We start from the raw sequence: 18,109 nt of genomic DNA, 5'->3' as shown, positions 1-18,109 counted from the left end.
GAAAAATAGCGGTCGAATTTCTGCGTCAGCTTGCTTCTTCGCTCCTTACGTACCAAAACCGTACGCTCCGGTGCTCGAAGCTACGCTTCCTGGAACTTCTCTGCTCTTTTTATTCTCCTTTTTGAACACGAACTTTAATGAAGCATGAAAAGAGGTGTTTATGTTGGAAAAGAGTCGAATAATAAAATTGGCGATTCTTGTTGTGATCATCATCGCGGTGCCTGTTCTTTTCTTTCAATATATTGGCGAGAATCCAATGATGGATAGGGAAACGGACACAGCCGCGGATGAAGATGCAGATGAAGGCGAAGTGGAGGGCGCGATCGCCGTTGTCAATGAAGATAGTGGATATGATGGGGAAGGAATGGAGGAACCCCTTCTATACGGCCAGGATATCGTGCCTACGTTACAAGAAGGTTCCGACTATGAATGGAGCGTTACCGGCCGCTCTTCAGCACAAGCAGGTCTGGAAGATCAGGAATATGACGCTGTCGTGTACTTCGGAACGAATTTCTCGGAAAATGTGATGTCTTTTACGGATGAAGTGCCTGATCAGGCAGACGTAAGCTATGAGATTTACAGCAATTTGGATGCAGAGAATCAACAACGGGTGCAAAATGAACTTGAAAATGCCCAACAACAAATGAACAGCCAAATTTCTACACAGTATTGGCAGTATGTAACCGAAGAGATAAACGGCGTACGGGCAAACTTTGAGGAAGTGCTGGAAAAGGAAATTGAATTTCTTGATGAGATGTACGACTTCTATGCGCCAAGCTCCGAAGTGCTTGCCGACGAAATCGACCAGCAGCGCAATACATTAAGTCAACTATTTGAGAATACGTCAGAGGCCGATGACCTGTATGAAGCTTCCCAGTCGGACTTGGAAGGTGCTCAGGAGGCTTTTGAAGGTCTTTTGGATGGCATGGATGAGTACAGGGAATATCAGGAAGGCCAAGCAGATACCCTTGTGGAAACGAGCACTGAAAATGAATCGATTGTCGATAATACGGTGACGAATTTCAACGACCTTATAGAGGGTGGAAGGTCGTCGGTTGAGGATACACAGTCGCCATATAATCCTGAACTGGACAATGAGGGTGATGAGGTCTTTTCCTTTATACAAGACTGGAGGAATGGAGCCGACGATTACTCGCAGCATTTAGGCAGCCTTGAAGGTGAGATGCAGGGGTCGGTTGATGAATCCGAAGATGCATTAAGCCAAATGAGTCAAAGCTCGGACACGCAGCGCGAGATGCTCGATGAGTTGGCTGAAGAGAGCGAATCATTGTTTTGGGAACAGTATTCCGATGTTCAGGATATGCGCTCGGGGTTAACGGATCCCCCCGGGGACAGAGGACCGGAAAGGCCGGAGGAACCTGAAGAAGAACTGGACCCTATCAATGCTGAGGTGCTCGACGAAGCGAAAGAACATATTGAGGATATGGGAAAGCATCTTGAAGCGCTTCGGCCTGAAGAGCCGGATGAACCGGAAGAACCGGAAGAACCGGAAGAGCCGGAGGAAGACGATGAGGAAGGCAATGACGAAGAAGAAGGTACTGAGGAGGAAGACGAAGGGGAAGGCAACGAGGAAGAAGACAGTGGCGAAGAAGGCAACGGGGAAGATGACGGAGAAGAGGGAAACGATGAAGATGAACCGGCAGATCCCCCTTCCTCGGATGAAGATTATGAAGAGCTTCGGGAAGCTTGGGATAATGCGAATCAAGTATTGGAGGAACTGGAGCATGAACTAGAAGATGCCGGATTCGCCATTGAAGAAAATGAGGAATCGACCGAGGCTTTTCTTGACTACTACGGGGAATTGCTCGAATACATTGAGGAACTTGAACAGCTTTGGGGAAATGTTTCCCAACCGTTAATCGGGCACATTGAGGAACAAGAGGCAGCGGTACTTGACCGTCTCCCCGATGATGGGGTTTTTGAGGAACCGATTCGAAACGAGGACCCCGTCCAATTAATGGATTACTACGGGGAATTGGTCGCCCTCGATTTGGCGCTTGATCAAATGACCGAAGTAGATAAAGATGTGATCGATGAATTGGATGCCCAAGCGGAAATGGTTCAGGGGCAACTGGATGACATCGACGGCAACCTATCTTCGGTGGCCAATGTTCAAGATGGCATCGATGAGTCTGGGGATACCGCCGATGAAGCAACAGAATCGTTAGATGCATTTGTCGATGATACGAATGTTCTTTTGGCTGACCTTGAAGAGGCGATTGCCGAGGAACAGCAGTTGATCATGGAGGATCTTGATGATGTGCTGGAAAGCGGGCAAACCATACAAGGGACCTTGCAAGATGACTGGAATGCCCTCGAAGCAGACCAAGGCCCTGTGGAGGAGTTGGATGGCCAGCTCGTCCAAAGCAACCAGCAATCATCCCTTGGAGAGATTCAACAATTAGGGGGGCAGGTGGCATCCCTTGGAGATCGCCAAGATGATCTCGTGTCCTCGACGGAAGAGATGTACGGAAGTGTAGAGTCCGTGCAAGAAGAAGCGGATGACTTGAGTGGCCGCTGGTCGGAGAATGTGGATAACACAGAATTGGTCCATGAAGATGTCAACTCCATTCTGGCCAATGCATCCACGGATGGCTACCATAACGATTATGTGTATAATCACTTGTCCAATCCCGTCGGCGTTAGTGGCGTGAGCCAGGAAAATGTGGAACAAACGGCAGATGCGTCTTCCGAATCGGGAGAATCGACGTCCACGTCCACGACACCGCCGATTGTGATGCTTATTATCATTCTCATGACGAGTCTGCTGATCGGTTATTTAACCCATCACTATTCTAACGCGCCATTAATGGTTAACGTGTCCTTGTTTTTGATTCTGTCGATCGTCGTCGGTTTAATCATCAGCATCTATGGCCTGAACATTTATTCCATGTCGGATGGCCAAGCCTTGCAATGGACGACACTCACGGTCCTTTTGATTATAGCGACAGCAGGCATTGTTCGTTTTGCCTTCAGCGCCGGTCCTTTCATTGGATGGATCGTCAGTATCGGTCTTATGGTGTTCTTCATGACGCCGCTATTGGACATGGCCATGCCGAACTTCAGCACGACCAATCCTGTCGCTGAGCTTTACATGGCCATTCAATACGGAAATCAAGGAGAATTCATTGCCGGTACGATCATTCTCGGCGTCATCAGCCTGCTCGTTTTATCTGTCCCGTTCATCCAAAAAGCATTCAGCAGTGCAAAAGCGAAAAGCAAGGAAGACGACTATTATGAAGCGTAATGCATTCATAGCCGGCGTGGGAGGGGTGATGGCCATCGCCATCACCGCCCCGGCTTCCGTTTCAGGGGAACCTTCCGATGGCGACCGGGTAGAACCCGGCGAGTACGAGGAACGGGATGTGTTGCTGGAACTGAGTGAATACACGGAAGATGTTGAGCGGGGAGCCATCGATGTCCCTGATGAACAATATTTACTGGAATTTGACCAGCCATTGGAAGATGACTATGACGACATCGAGCAAGCCCTGTTTTCGGATGCGGACAACCAAATCACCACGGCCGAATCCGTCGCCAATGACATCGAGCTCTTCGAAGACGTGGAACCGGAAGTGGAATACGCAAGCAGCGGAGAAGAAAGTGATGACGGCATTGCCTGGATCCCCTGGTTGCTAGGGACGGTTGTGATTGGATTAGTGGGGACTTTATTTGCGTATGTTGTGCCTAATATGGGGATTGGGGAGTAACAATTGCCAGAAGTTGTAGCTAAAAGGAGAGGAAAGTGATGATCTCGAATGATCGGATTGAAAATTTAACGAATCAAAACGTTCAACTGCGGGCAGATATTAACACAGCCCAAGAGCAAATCGAACGATTGGAAATCGCCCAACAGGAAATTACCGCAGAAGAACCTAATTTTAATCAGCATCGGCAAATATTAAGAAAACAGGACCTTGGCGATGATGCCTGGCGCGGAGGTAGAAAACTGACGCATGCCGGGCTAAGAGACAACGTTGAAAGTAGATTTGATGTAGGTGTGACCGATATCGAGGATATGCTTTCAGCGATCATACGCAAGAAACAGGAACTACAGTCGCAAGTCACTTCCATGCAAAATACGATTTCAACTAATGATCAAGCCATTTCAGAGGAAAAACGCGATCAATAACTTTTAGGAGGAATAACAATGCCGGAAATTAAAGTTAATACGGCTGAAGCATCTGAAGCATTTACTACATTACAAGATTCCATAAATAGCTTTTCCGAAGTTAGCCAGCAAATCCCTGCTGGTATCACTGATCTGAAAACCATCGATGATTTGAGAGAAATTCAAGAAATCTACAGTGGTCTTCTCAAATCTTATGTGGACGTACTGGAAAGAGTAGAAAAACAAGGTAGAGACCATATCAAAGACATGGAAGATACTGATGAACAGCTTTCCCAACAATCATCGTAAGGAGGGGTTGTATGATTCTTGACACAGAAGAATTAATTGAGACAATGTCAACTATCGTTCAAGAAATAGACGGTCATAAGAATGTCATCGAAACCATTAAATCGAACGTTGAGGCCATTTGTAACTTAGAATCGTTACAAGGAGAGGGCGGTAGTGCCATCAAAGACCACTTCACGACCCTTCATCTGCCAGTGCTTACTATGACCCATCACTTTATTGAAACTTATAAAGGCCATCTGGAACAAGTGAGAAATAATCTTTTCCTCTTTGATTCGGATAATGCGCTTGTCCGTTTCTCGTATCTTGAAGATGTTAAAGCTGACCTTCATCAGGTTATCCAATTTACACAAGAATCTGCAGACACGATTAACGCCTCTTATAACAGAGTCAGTGATTTAGTGGGTACGGGACAATTGGATATCAGCTCACTGATTGAGGGTGCCACAGGCGCCAAGGATAACATCGATGATACCGAAGAAGCGCTTTTGGAATCGGATGAGGCTAATCACGTCATTTTAAATGAAGCGAAGCAATTGCTGATCCACTTTGGCAACCTCGTCAACAAAGTTGAAGGATGGATCGGGGATGACGTGGAACTATCACCGGAGACATTGAAGGATATTTCGGCTTATTTTCAGGATAGTCAAACAGTAAACAACCTGATGGATGATGAGGTGGTAGGGTTGATTTTAGAAAGGTTAGTGGAGGGTGATAACTTAACCGACGCTGAACAAGAACTGGTCTATCACTATATTCAGAACGAAATCGTTGATCAAGAAAAATTGGAAGAAATTGTTGAATTAATTGACGGAGACGAAGATGATTTAATGTACCAGTTGAATCAAGACACCCTAGCTTCAGAAGCGACGTTAGACGATGAAATAGCGATGATTGAAGCCTATTTGCATGGTCGGAATTTGAAACCGAAAGAACATGTTGGAGAGCCAGAGGATGATGCTAAACTTAGTGCCTATTTAGCCGTTCTGAATAACTACAAAACGGCTATATCAGAAGTTAAGGAAGAATTGGATAGGGAGGAGATCGCCGGACCAGGCAACCCTTTGTTTGCTCGAGTGGAATACTTGGAGTATGAACAAACAAATGAGCCTTATGCTATTTCTTTCAACACTGGTATTGCTATTAGTCTCACCCAATACGATGATGATCCGAACAGAGAAAAGTTTTTAAATATGCGGGAAGTATTGCCAGGTAGATTAAACGAGTCAGAGGTTACTTATTATATGAGTGAAGATGCAGCAAATGGCTTACAATATTCGGAAAATGAAGAGCTTGAGGAAGAATATGCCAATTACACTGAAAATTTTATAAGTGAAGAAACATTTGGGTTACTGATTAGTCAGTTGGCTAAAAGAGCACCAGGTTTGTCTGTGGTAGATGCTCTAGCTAGATATGAATCAGGCAAAAATGAAAAGGAAGATGATTTAAAAATAGGTAATGCTAAGTTGACAGCTATGGATCTTGATATGGAAATTCAAATTTCAGATCGTTTTGTTCCGGGTCCGGGCTCAAATCAATTGGAAATTCAACTACATCCCACGGATATAACATTTGATGCACTCAGTAGGTGGGAAGAAGTGCACAATATTAACCCTGATATACCATATCCTGCCACCGAAATTGAGGATCAGGATTGGTATAGCATTAGTGAACATTTGACAGAAAATAGAGGAGTCATAAGAGGTATGGATCCTGATCTTTACAGTTATATCTTTAGTAATAAATTAGAAGGTGGAAAAACGGTGGAGGAACTTGCGGGAAATCATTAAAGTTCAGTGTAATTTCTTAATCAATCGAGGATGATGTATATTGAAACGAATACTATTAATTTCATTAATCAGTGCTCTTATCATTGGGGCAATCACTCTTATTTGGATTAACCAGCAGGAAGAACAGGAAGCAGAAACACAAGCGGTGCTTAATGAATATGTGTATACTTCTAACCTTTTGAATCTGGAGATGGAAGCTGACCAATATAAGGATTCTGGCCATCTAGAAGATATTATCCTTATACCGACAGAAGAAACTGAGGAAATGTTAGAAAGATGGCAGGCTATTTCTAAAGTGGTTTCTGACATTGAGTTTCCGGAAGAATCAATAGAACAGGAGGAATGGATAAATGTTAAAAATGCTTTTGTAAATAATCGGCCTGCGATGGAAGATGCATCAAACAAGCTCGGTGAAATCGCAGATTATGATGAATCGGTTGATTGGCAGAGCATCCACAATTATATTTATTCTGGTTCAATCAGTAGGGATTATTTGCAAGAGTTTCTGATAGAAGAAGGTATTGAGGAAGAAACTCAATGATGAAATAGGATACTAGTATCGACGTATGAAACTGCCCAAATGATGCATGCATGGACTAAGGAAAAAAGAGGAAGGGTCCATTCAATAAATGAAAGGAAATAAATGAGTGTTTTTGACCAGCTTAAATGTCTGTAATGGACAATTTTAGCCAAAATTAATGTTGGTTATAAATTCAATAACCGTCTGTCAACTAAAATGACTAAAAGCACTAAAAGCTAGAAATAACTCTTGAAATAATGAAAGATAAAAAAGGGTGAGAGAAATATCCCCCCCTAACACAATTTTTAGCATCCATCCCAAGCATTTCTCCTTTCTACTAAGGTTCAGTCAAGGCCTTGACTGAACCTTATAGGTGGAGTGCACTTCGGTGCGTATGATACTGAAATGACCTGTCTATTTTATATATTAATCATTGGCATTCGGTTTCTATAGATAGGTTATTATTGATAGACCTTCGCATAAGTCTTTACTATGCATGTTCCGGCGAAAAAGCGAATCTATATAAAGAAGAAGTGATTAAATGATGTTTATACAAGCTGAATATGTCGATTTTTATATGTAAGAATTACTGTTCAATCTTGAAAAATAATGAAAGGAAGCTAAGGGCGTCGGCGATGTCAGCGCCAATTCCTCTTTCGCCGAATCCAAAAATCGAAAGGAGTTTCCTTGTAGAAAAATGATAAAAAAATATCTTAGCATGATGTCAATGGTTATACTAGCATCATGTAACAGCACCGGTGCAGAAAGTATCAACGATGAATTGCATGACTATCGTAATGATTGGCAAGAGCTTCAATCAATGATGGATGAATTCTATGACCAACTTGATGAATCACAAAGAAATGTAAGATATCCAGAACTAGAGGCTTTTTATGAGGAAGAGTTATTGCCTCAACTTGATGAAATGGCAAATTATGCCGAAGACATTGAACCAAACCATGAAGAAATACGGGAACTACACGGTATACAAGAAGAAGCTATTGAGAAATTGGAAATGTCGATGAAAATAACTTATGAGTTGGTAAACGATGAGGATTCTGACAATTCTATTGATAACTCAGTTCAAGCTGGAGAGTACATGGCCGAAGCCGAAGATTTGCAATTAAGGTTTAATGAGCAATGGGACGCACTATTTGATGAATATAATGAGGATGACGAGGTAAAATGAACATTTAAAGACTCGATGTCTATATAAGCAATCATTAGGATGAGTTAACCAATGAGGAGCTTTCTTGGAAAATTTCATATAAGAATAACGAAAAGCCTACGGACTTAGTAATTACAATCACTTTTGAGAATATCAATGAAATTGACGAATTTGAAGTTCCGCAAGAGGTTATGGAAGAAGCGGGAGGAGATAGTGTAGACAGATCGGTAAACGTGCTGTCTGCTTGTTGTGCTTGTAAAAAATAGACCCACTCTATTGCTACATAATTACTGAGAATACTTTAGTATTTCCGCAAGAATGTGAGTCTCCCCTGTCCGAAATCTAGAACGATTATCAAGGATGGTGCCCCCTGTGACTACTGCAACGCGCCATTAATGGTTAACGTGTCTTTGTTTTTGATACTGTCGATCGTCGTCGGTTTAATCATCAGCATCTATGGCCTGAACATTTATTCCATGTCGGATGGCCAAGCCTTGCAATGGACGACACTCACGGTCCTTTTGATTATAGCGACAGCAGGCATTGTTCGTTTTGCCTTTAGCGCCGGTCCTTTCATTGGATGGCTCGTCAGTATCGGTCTTATGGTGTTCTTCATGACGCCGCTATTGGATATGGCCATGCCGAACTTCAGCACGACCAATCCTGTCGCTGAACTGTATATGGCCATTCAATACGGAAATCAAGGAGAGTTCATTGCCGGTACGATCATTCTCGGCGTCATCAGCCTGCTCGTTTTATCTGTCCCGTTCATTCAAAAAGCATTCAGCAGTGCAAAAGCGAAAAGCAAGGAAGACGACTATTATGAAGCGTAACACGATCATAGCCGGGCGCACAGTAGAAGAGATCGCGAATGGGGTGGAGTGACTGATTTTCTAAGAAAGAAGCTGTAAACGGATGCCTAAGTAATTTCGAGAAAGGTGACAAATTATCCTTGAAAAGAGTAAACAGACTATCTTGATGAAAATACATCGTTCAGAAGGAGGTTACGCATATAGAACTCTTAGAGCACAAGCTTTTAAGAAGAATTAGCTTCTGGGGAAGATTTGTAGGTGTCATGACAGTTATATATGGAATAATTATTGCAATAAGTGGGTTACTTTCTTCATTTTTTGGGGGCATTCCCGGAGTGTTCTCTATTATCATCGGTTCTTTTCTTTTTAAAACAGGACAGGACGCAAAGAATGTTTCAAAAGCGGCAAGGGATAGTCGGGATCATATTATTTACAGGGCCAATTTTTTATTCAAACATTATGGGTACATCCTATTGATGACCGGGATATTATTCATTGTCGCGCTGTTTATATTTAGTTATTTTTTAATCTATAGCACAACTTGAAAATAAAAGGGGATTCATTATGATGAAAATGATAGTTCTGCTCGCTCCCCTTCTTGTCATCCTAGCCGGGTGTGGGTCAGATGAAATAACTGAGATCGTTGATAAAGAAGATATTCTGGAACAGGATATAGCTTGTGATGATCCGGAAAAGCGTTTGGAGAGCAACGTACATAATATCACCGGTCAATTCAGCGAGGGGGAGATGAACGAGCTAAAAGAACGGCTGAATGGCAGTGTGCTCCATTCCCAAGAAGCGTTGGAGCAAGAAATGGAAACGTTGAGTGCTCATGCTTGTTTAAACCTACCAGAAGACGATTATGATACCGAAGCAAAAATGGAAATGTATTTATACATGCTGGAATATTATTATACGATTATGGAGTCTGATGACGATATCAAGGTAGACAGCCTTACGTTTGAAGAGCTGGATTATCGTGTGTATCAAGTTGCTTCCCAATTGGATAACGAAAAACAACTTGAGATTACTTTTTTCATGGCTGAGAACGCTAGATCGCGTTATATTCATCTGGATGGTGATGAAAGTTCAGAGGAGATGTACGAAAATGCCCTATCGGACAACGAGCTTATGTGGGGCGAAATTTTTGATGGAATCCTGCTCGTTTTGGCCGATCCGATCACACGGGTATCGAGTCAAATATCCGGATATCTTACAGCTGAATCTGAACGCGAATGGAAAAGGGAAATTGTTCAGACCACGACAAATACGAGGAGTATGGAATTGCAATTTGCAATGATCGAAGGAGATGGAGAGGCATTATTCTATGATGATGAGAAAGTGAGAAAGATTGAAATTTATCCGACATCTTTCACCTATGACATACTGGACCGTTGGGAAGAAGTTCATGACATAAATCCGGATATCCCTTACCCTGAAGAGCATATCGACTCGGAGGATTGGCTTGAAATTGATGATTTTTATGTGAGAAATCTAGCCAATTTTAGAGATATTGATGATGAGCTTTCAAACTATATTTCAGGTAGATCCATAGACGACGGGCGCACAGTAGAAGAGATCGCGAATGGGGTGGAGTGACAATCGTCATCGAATCTGCGCTTCCCGCGGGTATTGCGTTATTTCCCGCGGGTAAATTGATATTTCCCGTGGGTAAAACAGTATTTCCCGCGGATAAAATCAACTTCACCACCCCCCATTCACATGGCTATGATAAAAATGTTCTATTACTCTTTGTAACCATACGTTAGTTGTGGTAGTTTATGGGTATATGTTTGCTGATAGAAAAGGGGAATGATGATTATGCAGCCGATGGGTTTTGGAGAAATATTGGATCGGACGTTTCAGATTTACAGAAGGAATTTTTCTAAGGTTTTTCTGTTGATGCTTGTATTAATTGCGCCTGTCTACTTGTTGCAAAATCTTTTAACGACGATGTTTGGCGCACCTATGGTCCCGGATTATCAACAGATTGGATCTTTTGAAGACTATTTAACGACTATGGAAGCTGCTCCGGTGGCGGAGCCCACGATGGGCATTGGCGGTATCATCGCTTCCTTGTTGGTGGCTTTTGTAGTCGTTCCCATTCTGTATGTTGTGCTTTATCCCCTCGCGGCGTCTTCCACCCTTTATATGGTAGAGTCGGGGCTGAAAAATCAGGATATTTCGTTTGGGCAAATGTTAAAAAAACCGTTCCGGAAATTTTGGCTAATTGTCGCCAATTCCCTGTTATTTGCGGTTATTATCTTTGGAATATCGATCGGAGTCATCATCGTTATAGCGATGACGACCTTATTCGGCGTAGGATTTAGCGTGGGATTTGAGAACGTTGTCGTGGGCATCTTGGCGGGAATCATGATCATTGGCATGGTGTTGCTATCCATATTTATTTATGGCTTTTTCAGTTTGCGGTGTGGATTTTTTCTGCCCCCTATTCTGTTTGAAAATAAGGGAGTTGGCATCGACAGGAGCTGGAAGCTTACGAAGAAAAATTTTTGGAGACTGTTCGGGATCTTGCTTTTAATCTTTATCATCTACATTGTTCTTACCGAAGGCGCTACCCTTATTTTTGGATTTTTTCTAGGTGCTTCCGTTTTGGGACAGGTTTTGCAAACAATCGTGATCATGTTGACGATGCCGATCCTGTTTATTATTTATGCCTTGATTTATTTTGATCTTGTGACACGAAAAGAAGGCGTTGATCTCGAGCATATGTTGGATGATACGGACGAAGGCAACCCGGGTGACCATGTTTAAGAAACTACCGAAAACGGAGCATCAGCGTTATGCCAAATCAACATGAATCGTTACAAGAGGACCGGGAACATTTACGGGAGATCTTAAATCGGGAAGAATTCGTTCAGCATCGCGACGAACATGAACCATTGTTGGAACAACTTTGGCAATGGGTCGAGGAGCGGTTGTTTGGCTGGTTGCCCGAAACCGCGGCGGATGACGGATTTATGGCCGTTATTCCTTATGTCATGGTGGTTATCGCGCTCGGTTTGATCGTGTTTCTTATGTATTGGTTATCCACTCAAATGGTGCGGCGTAAGTATATGTCCGGGAACGTGTTGTTGGAAGAGGAAGAGTTGGAGTTAAAGGCGGGAGATTATCTGCACAAAGCGAAAGCGTCCCGGGACAGAAACGAGCGCCAGGAAGGGGTGCGTTATGCATTTTTGGGATTGCTGATGCACTGGGAGTCACACAATGTTTTGCAAGTGGAAGCTTGGAAAACAAACGGTGAATATGCCCGTGAAATACATAGCCGAAAGAAAGAACTCCTGCCTTTTTTTCGGGAAGCCGCGCATTTATTTGATCGTGTCTGGTATGGAAAGGAAGAGATTTCAGCTCGCGATTTTGAGCGTTTTTTGCAAAAGGTGGAGGAAGAGATGAGAGCAGGTGAGACAAATGGGTAAATGGAACAGATTCCATACCGGCATACTCGTTTGTATCCTCTTATTCATCATCTTGGGCCTTTTTATTTTTCAGCCGGACAGAGAAGATTTCTCTCCGTATGTGTCATTTTCTCCTGCTCCCGATGGCACAAAGGCAGTGTCGTTGTGGTTGGAGGAGAGCGGTGTTCCGGTACAGGAATGGAATCAGCCCTGGCGTTTTCTTCCCGAGGAAGAGGATCACACGGTGCTGTTGATTCAGCCATTCATGGATTTTTCTGCGGAACGGGAATGGATGCTGGATTGGCTGGAAGATGGCAACGACCTTATCTTATTTGACGAGGAACCCATGGAATGGCCAGGGTTTGAGGTTGAAGATATGGGGCGTATGAAGAGGGTGAAGGTTCCGTTCATTGGCATCCGGGTGATGAAACGTTGGACGCGACCGTCGATACACCTTTGCGCCTTGCCCTGGAGGAGGAGAATGAAGACGACATTGAAGTGCTTGTTTCGGATGATGATGGCATATTGGCTTTGGAAAAAACGATCGGTGCCGGAAGTTTAACGGTCTTTTTGACACCGGGTTGGGTCACGAATGATCATATTCTTGAACTTGATCATTTGGAAATGGTTCAGCCTCATGTTCAAGAGGAGACGAGTGCTGTATGGATAGACGAATATCATCATGGATATCAGGAAGATGCGGGGATATGGGCTGTATACCCGGACGTTTTGCTGATTGCCACCATTCAGGTGGTCATTGCCGTTGTTCTTTGGTTATGGTGGAGAGGCAAGCGCTTCGGACGGGCGTATGTGCCGAGAGAGTGGCGAGTGCGCAGAGGAGATGAGACACTGCTGGCCGTAGCCGGTTGGTATGAACGCGGTCGTTTGCAACACGAAGCGATGCGCCATCAGGAAGATTATCTCCGCAGCTTGTTACAAGACAAATGGAGCCTTGGCGCCAACGTGTCCGTTGAAGTCGCCGTGGAAGTGGCCGGTGATCATTGGAAAGAAAAGGATGTCGAGCAGTTGGAGCAAGTTTTACAAATGCTGCGGGCTCGGAATGGTTCAGCCCGATTGTCGGAAAAACAATTTTTGCGGGAAAGCAACCAGATCAACGAGATCATTGAATGGCTGGAGAAGGAGTGAAGGCGTTGCAACAATTAATGGAGAAAATGGAACAGCGTATTTACGGCCAGGAAGAAAATATGCGTCTGTTAACCGTGGCATTGCTGGCTGGCGGGCATGTGCTGCTGGAAGGTGTACCGGGACTGGGAAAAACAAAAATGGTGCGCACGTTGGCGGAATTGACGGCGGGTGATTATCGTCGTGTGCAATTTACCCCTGATATGATGCCCAGTGACCTCACGGGCAATGTGATCTTTAATATGCAGGCCAATCAATTTCAAACCGTCAAAGGGCCGGTTTTTGCCAATTTGTTGCTGGCCGATGAAATTAATCGTACGCCGCCGAAGACGCAATCGGCTTTATTGGAAGCGATGGAAGAACGGCAAGTGACCATTCAAGGTGAAACTTATCCGCTGCCGGATCCGTTTTTTGTCATTGCCACTCAAAATCCCGTTGAATCCGAAGGCACCTATCCGCTACCTGAAGCCCAACTGGATCGGTTTTTGTTCAAATTGATTTTGGATTATCCTGCTCAAGAACATGAACAGAAAATGTTAAAAGGGCATGTTCCTTTCTTTCAGGAAGAGGATGACGCGTATGCGCCTGTTTTTGATTGGAACCAATTGCGGGAAAAACGTCGGGCATTGTTGGAAGTGAAGGTGGAAGACTCGTTATATGATTATATGACCCAGATTATTCGAGCCACGAGAGAGACGGGTCGTGTGCAATTGGGGGCAAGCCCCCGGGCGGGCATTGCCGTGTTAATGGCGAGCCGGGCGTTAGCCGTAATGGAAGGCCGGACGTATATTACCCCTGATGACATTAAGTTTGTCGCCCTTCCCGTTTTACGCCATCGCATTATCGTAACTCCGCAGGTGGAATTGGAGGGAGGAAGCAGTGACCAAATCATCCGGGAGATCATGGCCTCCATTACGGTTCCTCGATAAATGGCTGATTCGCGATACGATTCTTCCCACGAAACGGCTATTTTATCTGGCACTTGCCGGGGTTATTTTCATCGCAGTGGCCGGCTTGTGGAACCTTGGTTTTACGATGTTCTGGCTGTATAACGCTTTGCTTCTGGTGTTTAGTTTCATTGATGTCCTCCTTACGCCAACGAGGAAGGACATACGATTGCAGCGGGATCTTCCCGAAAAAGTGGATGCCCGGGAACCTTTTGATGTAACCATCGCGGTGGAGAACCGGAGTAATCATCCAATTGCGATCGAGATTAAAGATGATTTGCCTGCTGAATTTGAACCGTCACCTTCCTTAACCGGGATCGTTAGGAAGGGGAAAAAAACGTTAGCTTACCGGAGCCGGACGAAAGAAAGAGGCGATTACCAATTCCATTATTTATACGCCAGGTATTCGGGGATCATCGGGTTGTGGAAAAAACAAGCGATTGTTTCCGCCGAAGCTAATATTCGCGTTTATCCCAATTTACGTAATGTAAGAGGGAATTTATCTTCCCTGCAGCAACATCTTGTGATCGACGGGCAAAGAGTAAGGCGCAGAACAACTGCCGGTACCGAATTCGACCATATTCGCGAATACGTGCCGGATGATGATCTGCGTACCATCAACTGGGCAGCTTCTGCCCGCCATCGGGAAGTGATGACCAACGTTTTTCAACCGGAGCGCGGGAAAGTGGTAACACTTTTCATCGATTGCGGCAGAATGATGGGCGTGGAGCTGGACAATCACGTCAAGTTGGACCGGTCTTTGGAAGTGGCTTTAACGATGGCCGCGGTGGCCCTGAAACAAGGGGACCAGGTGGCGGTTCTGGCTTTTTCTGCAGAAATAAAAACGTATGTGCCGGCAGGGAAAGGATTGGCTCACTTTCAGACGATTTTGGAAGCGGTCTATAACCTGAAAAGCGATTACAGCGAATCCGATTATAGCCTGGCATTCACAACCCTAACACGTTATCAGAAGCGCCGGTCTTTCCTCGTACTCTTTTCGGATATGGAGAATTATCTGTTTGAGGATCAACTTTTGCCATACTTACACCGCCTTGGAAAACGCCATGCTTTATTGCTGTTGTCCTTGCAGGATCCGTTGCTTTTTCAATGGAAAAAAACCGAAGTGAACGATACGAAAACGGCTTATATCCGCAGTGTCGCGTACCATATGACATTGCAGCGCAGGCAAATGTTGAAAAAAATGGCCAGTATCGGCACGGAAGCGTTGGATGTGCCGGCTGATCAATTTTCGTTAACGGCGGTTAACGCTTATTTGGATTTACGAGAGAAAGAGGCGTGACATTTTTAAGTGATATCACTGCTTCAATCAAAGGAGGTGAATCTATGGAAGCGATTGTTTCGTTGGTTTTTTTAGCCGTCATGGCCGGGGTGTGTTTTTTACCTACGATTATCTCCGTGAAGAGAAAAAATTCAGGAGTGGCGCGATTTTTGTTTGCAATTTGATGGTAAGTTTTCTTTTTTTATTTGTGATGTTTTTGATGGGCCTTATCGGATGGATCATTTTAATGATTTGTTCTTTTTTGCCTGATCGCTACATATAGAGGAGCTATTGAATGATTGAGAGGGATGACTGATGGATTATAAACAATTAATGGCATCGAAAACTTATATCTATTTACACAGCTTATTGGAACCTCGCCCCAATTCGTTAAGGGTTTTGATTGAAAGATGTAAAGTAAGCCGGCAGAAAGAAGATATTGACATTGGGACACATGTAATAAAAGATACATTTCCCATTGTGGTTGATGAAGAAATGCCATTATTACAAATCGATTTTAAAACGTATATATCTTACACCGTCAATGATGAGTCATTTGCTTTTTCACACGTCGCTGAAACATTTGAGGGAAATTGTTTTCGTATCTTTACAAAATCAAGTTATTTAGATTTTATTGACAATAGAACAATCGCTTCTGATATTTATCCGGATGACCCTTATGTACATTATGAAATTGTTGCTTTAGACCATATTATTGATGTTATTTCTTATGATGATCCAACCATAACTGAGATTAAAAGAGAGTGCTTTTAACTTATATCTATTTTTATGGAACTTATTTTACCGAGAGAGGTGGATATAATGGACGTTATTTTTAATTTTTTATTAACGGTTGCCGCGTTAGTTGTGAGCGTCGGCTTATATTTTTTGCCCACAATCATCGCTTTGGTGCGAAAAAAACGAAGCAGCGGTGCAATCATGGTTTTTAACCTGATTGTATTTGGTTTTCTTATGACATTGGGGCTCATAGGCAGTATCGGATGGATAATATTAATCATTTGGTCTCTTTTGCCGGATAAGGAATTCTAAGATGAAAGCATATACATAAATTCATTAGAAGACAGGCGCGTTGATTTACCTTAAAATACCTTCACATAGGTCACCTATATGTTCGATCACGCAGCAATCCAAGGCATCTTAGTGCAAATGTTATCTATCGAAAGTTTCTAATGATAGAAATACCTTTCGGTATGAAACGAGAAACCAATGCTTAGTATCAAATGAGTCCTCAGGAACAGGATCTGCGGCCTCAAAGCGTTGCTCAGAAGCCAAATGAGTCCTCAGGAACAGGATCTGCAGACTCAAAGCGTTGTTCAGAAGCCAAATGAGTCCTCAGGCTCGGGTTTTGGGGACTCATAATGGTAGCTGAACGCCAAATTTGTCCGCAAATAACAAAAAAATGGTATGTTTAACATCCTTTTCATCTTTAATAGGGCTTCACGAAGCGTTATATTCGTGTAAGCTATTTTATCGGATAAATTTGGATAATCAACGCGCCTGATTAGAAGACTCCATTTGGATCACACGTTTTGCAAATGGAGTCTTTCAATTGGCAGATCATCGCGATTCGGGGGCCATTTCTTTTCGTTTATATATGCCGTACACGTAATACAGGACAATGAGGGCAAGTGTCATCAAGGCAAAGGCATATTTCATTTCCGGGGAAAGTGTCGTGGAAGGGGTCACGTACCCTTCAATGAGACCTGCAATGACGAAGAGCGGAATGGTGCCGAGCAACAGTTGAAGGGACTCGCTTGCCGCGCGACCGATTTGGTATTTGCGCGGCGCAGTCCCCGGCACGAGCATCCGGTATCCCATATAGAGACCGGCCCCTCCGGCTACAAAAATAATCGCCAATTCCAGGATGCCGTGCGGCAGAATATATGCCCAAAACATATAGGTCTGGCCGGCTTGCCAAAATACGGCTGCCATTGCTCCGATAATCAAGCCGTTGAAAAGTAAAATATAAACGGTAAAAATGCCGAAGGTAATCCCGCCCAGGAATGCCAAGATGGCTACCTGAATGTTGTTCGTCATAATGGTAGTAGCCATGAGCGGTTCGCTAATTTGATCATGTCCTTCCCCGATCTGTTCGGGATCTATCCCGGCAGTCATTTCCGGCGGAAGAATGAGATACAGGTTGAGGGGGTCCATGGCTATGGAGACAGCCCCAAAGGCTCCCCCTAGCGTAAATAATAGGAATGCCAGCACGATGAAAAAACGACGTTTATGAATAAGCGCGATAAAATAGGATTGAAAAAAATATTTCAGCTGCTGTGAGCTGCGGTTTTGCTCTTGATATAAAAGGTGATGAGCACTTGAGACCAATTGATTCAGATATAGGGTTGCCTCATCCCGGGGATCAATCGTTTTAAGATAAGCGTAATGGGAAGACACTTTTTTGTATGCCTGGGTAAGCTCATCGATATGTTTGCCTTGAATCTCTTTGGGTCGTTTCCGAAAAAACGCGACCTTCTCTTCCAAGTCTCTCCACGTTGCTTTATGTTTTTTAATAAAGTCCTGTATATCCATCATGAATTTCCGTTCCTTTTTTTGTTTTACATTCCTTAATCTA

The 18,109-nt window shown here is 43.8% G+C and carries 19 protein-coding genes; 18 read left to right on the top strand and 1 reads right to left on the bottom strand.

What is annotated here, in order from left to right; genetic code table 11:
* Positions 1-160: 160 nt before the first annotated feature.
* From esaA to HUG15_RS19700, 18 genes are all read left to right on the top strand, one after another.
* Positions 161-3,268, top strand: a complete 3,108-nt coding sequence (gene esaA, locus HUG15_RS19780) for a type VII secretion protein EsaA (RefSeq protein WP_211202282.1) — start codon at positions 161-163, stop codon at positions 3,266-3,268.
* Positions 3,258-3,731, top strand: coding sequence for a type VII secretion EssA family protein (locus tag HUG15_RS19775; RefSeq protein ID WP_200125054.1), 474 nt, complete (start codon positions 3,258-3,260; stop codon positions 3,729-3,731). The genes esaA and HUG15_RS19775 overlap by 11 nt, the downstream gene beginning before the upstream one ends.
* Positions 3,732-3,769: 38 nt before the next feature.
* Positions 3,770-4,153, top strand: coding sequence for a YwqH-like family protein (locus HUG15_RS19770; RefSeq protein WP_200125052.1), 384 nt, complete (start codon positions 3,770-3,772; stop codon positions 4,151-4,153).
* 18 nt (positions 4,154-4,171) lie between these two features.
* Positions 4,172-4,441, top strand: a complete 270-nt coding sequence (locus HUG15_RS19765) for a DUF5344 family protein (protein WP_200125050.1) — start codon at positions 4,172-4,174, stop codon at positions 4,439-4,441.
* An 11-nt stretch (positions 4,442-4,452) separates the two neighbouring features.
* The gene (locus HUG15_RS19760) at positions 4,453-6,228 is read left to right on the top strand and encodes a T7SS effector LXG polymorphic toxin (protein WP_200125048.1); all 1,776 of its coding nucleotides are present in this window, start codon (positions 4,453-4,455) and stop codon (positions 6,226-6,228) included.
* A 40-nt stretch (positions 6,229-6,268) separates the two neighbouring features.
* Positions 6,269-6,769, top strand: a complete 501-nt coding sequence (locus HUG15_RS19755; protein ID WP_200125046.1) for a hypothetical protein — start codon at positions 6,269-6,271, stop codon at positions 6,767-6,769.
* Between the two features lie 676 nt (positions 6,770-7,445).
* Entirely contained in the window at positions 7,446-7,937 is a 492-nt protein-coding gene (locus HUG15_RS19750; RefSeq protein WP_200125044.1) for a hypothetical protein, read from the top strand.
* Between the two features lie 71 nt (positions 7,938-8,008).
* Positions 8,009-8,182 (top strand): hypothetical protein, encoded by a 174-nt coding sequence (locus HUG15_RS23750; RefSeq protein ID WP_425504063.1) that lies wholly within the window; start codon positions 8,009-8,011, stop codon positions 8,180-8,182.
* 150 nt (positions 8,183-8,332) lie between these two features.
* Positions 8,333-8,749 carry a hypothetical protein gene (locus HUG15_RS19745; RefSeq protein WP_211202281.1) on the top strand — a complete coding sequence of 139 codons (417 nt, stop codon included), beginning with the start codon at positions 8,333-8,335 and terminating at the stop codon, positions 8,747-8,749.
* A gap of 242 nt (positions 8,750-8,991) precedes the next feature.
* Positions 8,992-9,273 (top strand): hypothetical protein, encoded by a 282-nt coding sequence (locus tag HUG15_RS23745; RefSeq protein WP_200125040.1) that lies wholly within the window; start codon positions 8,992-8,994, stop codon positions 9,271-9,273.
* 19 nt (positions 9,274-9,292) lie between these two features.
* Positions 9,293-10,327: a hypothetical protein gene (locus tag HUG15_RS19735; protein ID WP_211202280.1), complete on the top strand. Its 1,035-nt coding sequence runs from the start codon at positions 9,293-9,295 to the stop codon at positions 10,325-10,327.
* A gap of 222 nt (positions 10,328-10,549) precedes the next feature.
* Positions 10,550-11,503, top strand: coding sequence for a hypothetical protein (locus HUG15_RS19730; protein WP_211202279.1), 954 nt, complete (start codon positions 10,550-10,552; stop codon positions 11,501-11,503).
* Between the two features lie 29 nt (positions 11,504-11,532).
* Entirely contained in the window at positions 11,533-12,165 is a 633-nt protein-coding gene (locus HUG15_RS19725; protein ID WP_200125033.1) for a DUF4129 domain-containing protein, read from the top strand.
* Positions 12,158-12,706, top strand: a complete 549-nt coding sequence (locus tag HUG15_RS19720; RefSeq protein WP_200125031.1) for a DUF4350 domain-containing protein — start codon at positions 12,158-12,160, stop codon at positions 12,704-12,706. Before HUG15_RS19725 ends, HUG15_RS19720 begins: the two co-directional genes overlap by 8 nt.
* Positions 12,707-13,295: 589 nt before the next feature.
* Positions 13,296-14,216, top strand: a complete 921-nt coding sequence (locus tag HUG15_RS19715; RefSeq protein ID WP_200129069.1) for an AAA family ATPase — start codon at positions 13,296-13,298, stop codon at positions 14,214-14,216.
* Positions 14,167-15,534: a DUF58 domain-containing protein gene (locus HUG15_RS19710; RefSeq protein WP_200125029.1), complete on the top strand. Its 1,368-nt coding sequence runs from the start codon at positions 14,167-14,169 to the stop codon at positions 15,532-15,534. Before HUG15_RS19715 ends, HUG15_RS19710 begins: the two co-directional genes overlap by 50 nt.
* Positions 15,535-15,828: 294 nt before the next feature.
* Positions 15,829-16,287, top strand: coding sequence for a hypothetical protein (locus HUG15_RS19705; protein ID WP_200125027.1), 459 nt, complete (start codon positions 15,829-15,831; stop codon positions 16,285-16,287).
* Positions 16,288-16,335: 48 nt separating this feature from the next.
* The gene (locus tag HUG15_RS19700; RefSeq protein ID WP_211202278.1) at positions 16,336-16,563 is read left to right on the top strand and encodes a superinfection immunity protein; all 228 of its coding nucleotides are present in this window, start codon (positions 16,336-16,338) and stop codon (positions 16,561-16,563) included.
* A gap of 528 nt (positions 16,564-17,091) precedes the next feature.
* Here the strand turns inward: HUG15_RS19700 and HUG15_RS19695 are convergent.
* Positions 17,092-18,069 carry a stage II sporulation protein M gene (locus tag HUG15_RS19695; protein ID WP_343073134.1) on the bottom strand — a complete coding sequence of 326 codons (978 nt, stop codon included), beginning with the start codon at positions 18,067-18,069 and terminating at the stop codon, positions 17,092-17,094.
* Between the last annotated feature and the right edge of the window lie 40 nt (positions 18,070-18,109).

The sequence above is a fragment of the Salicibibacter cibarius genome, assembly GCF_016495725.1.
GTDB classification, from domain to species: Bacteria; Bacillota; Bacilli; order Bacillales; family Marinococcaceae; genus Salicibibacter; species Salicibibacter cibarius.
This window is presented reverse-complemented; position numbering and strand designations above follow the sequence as displayed.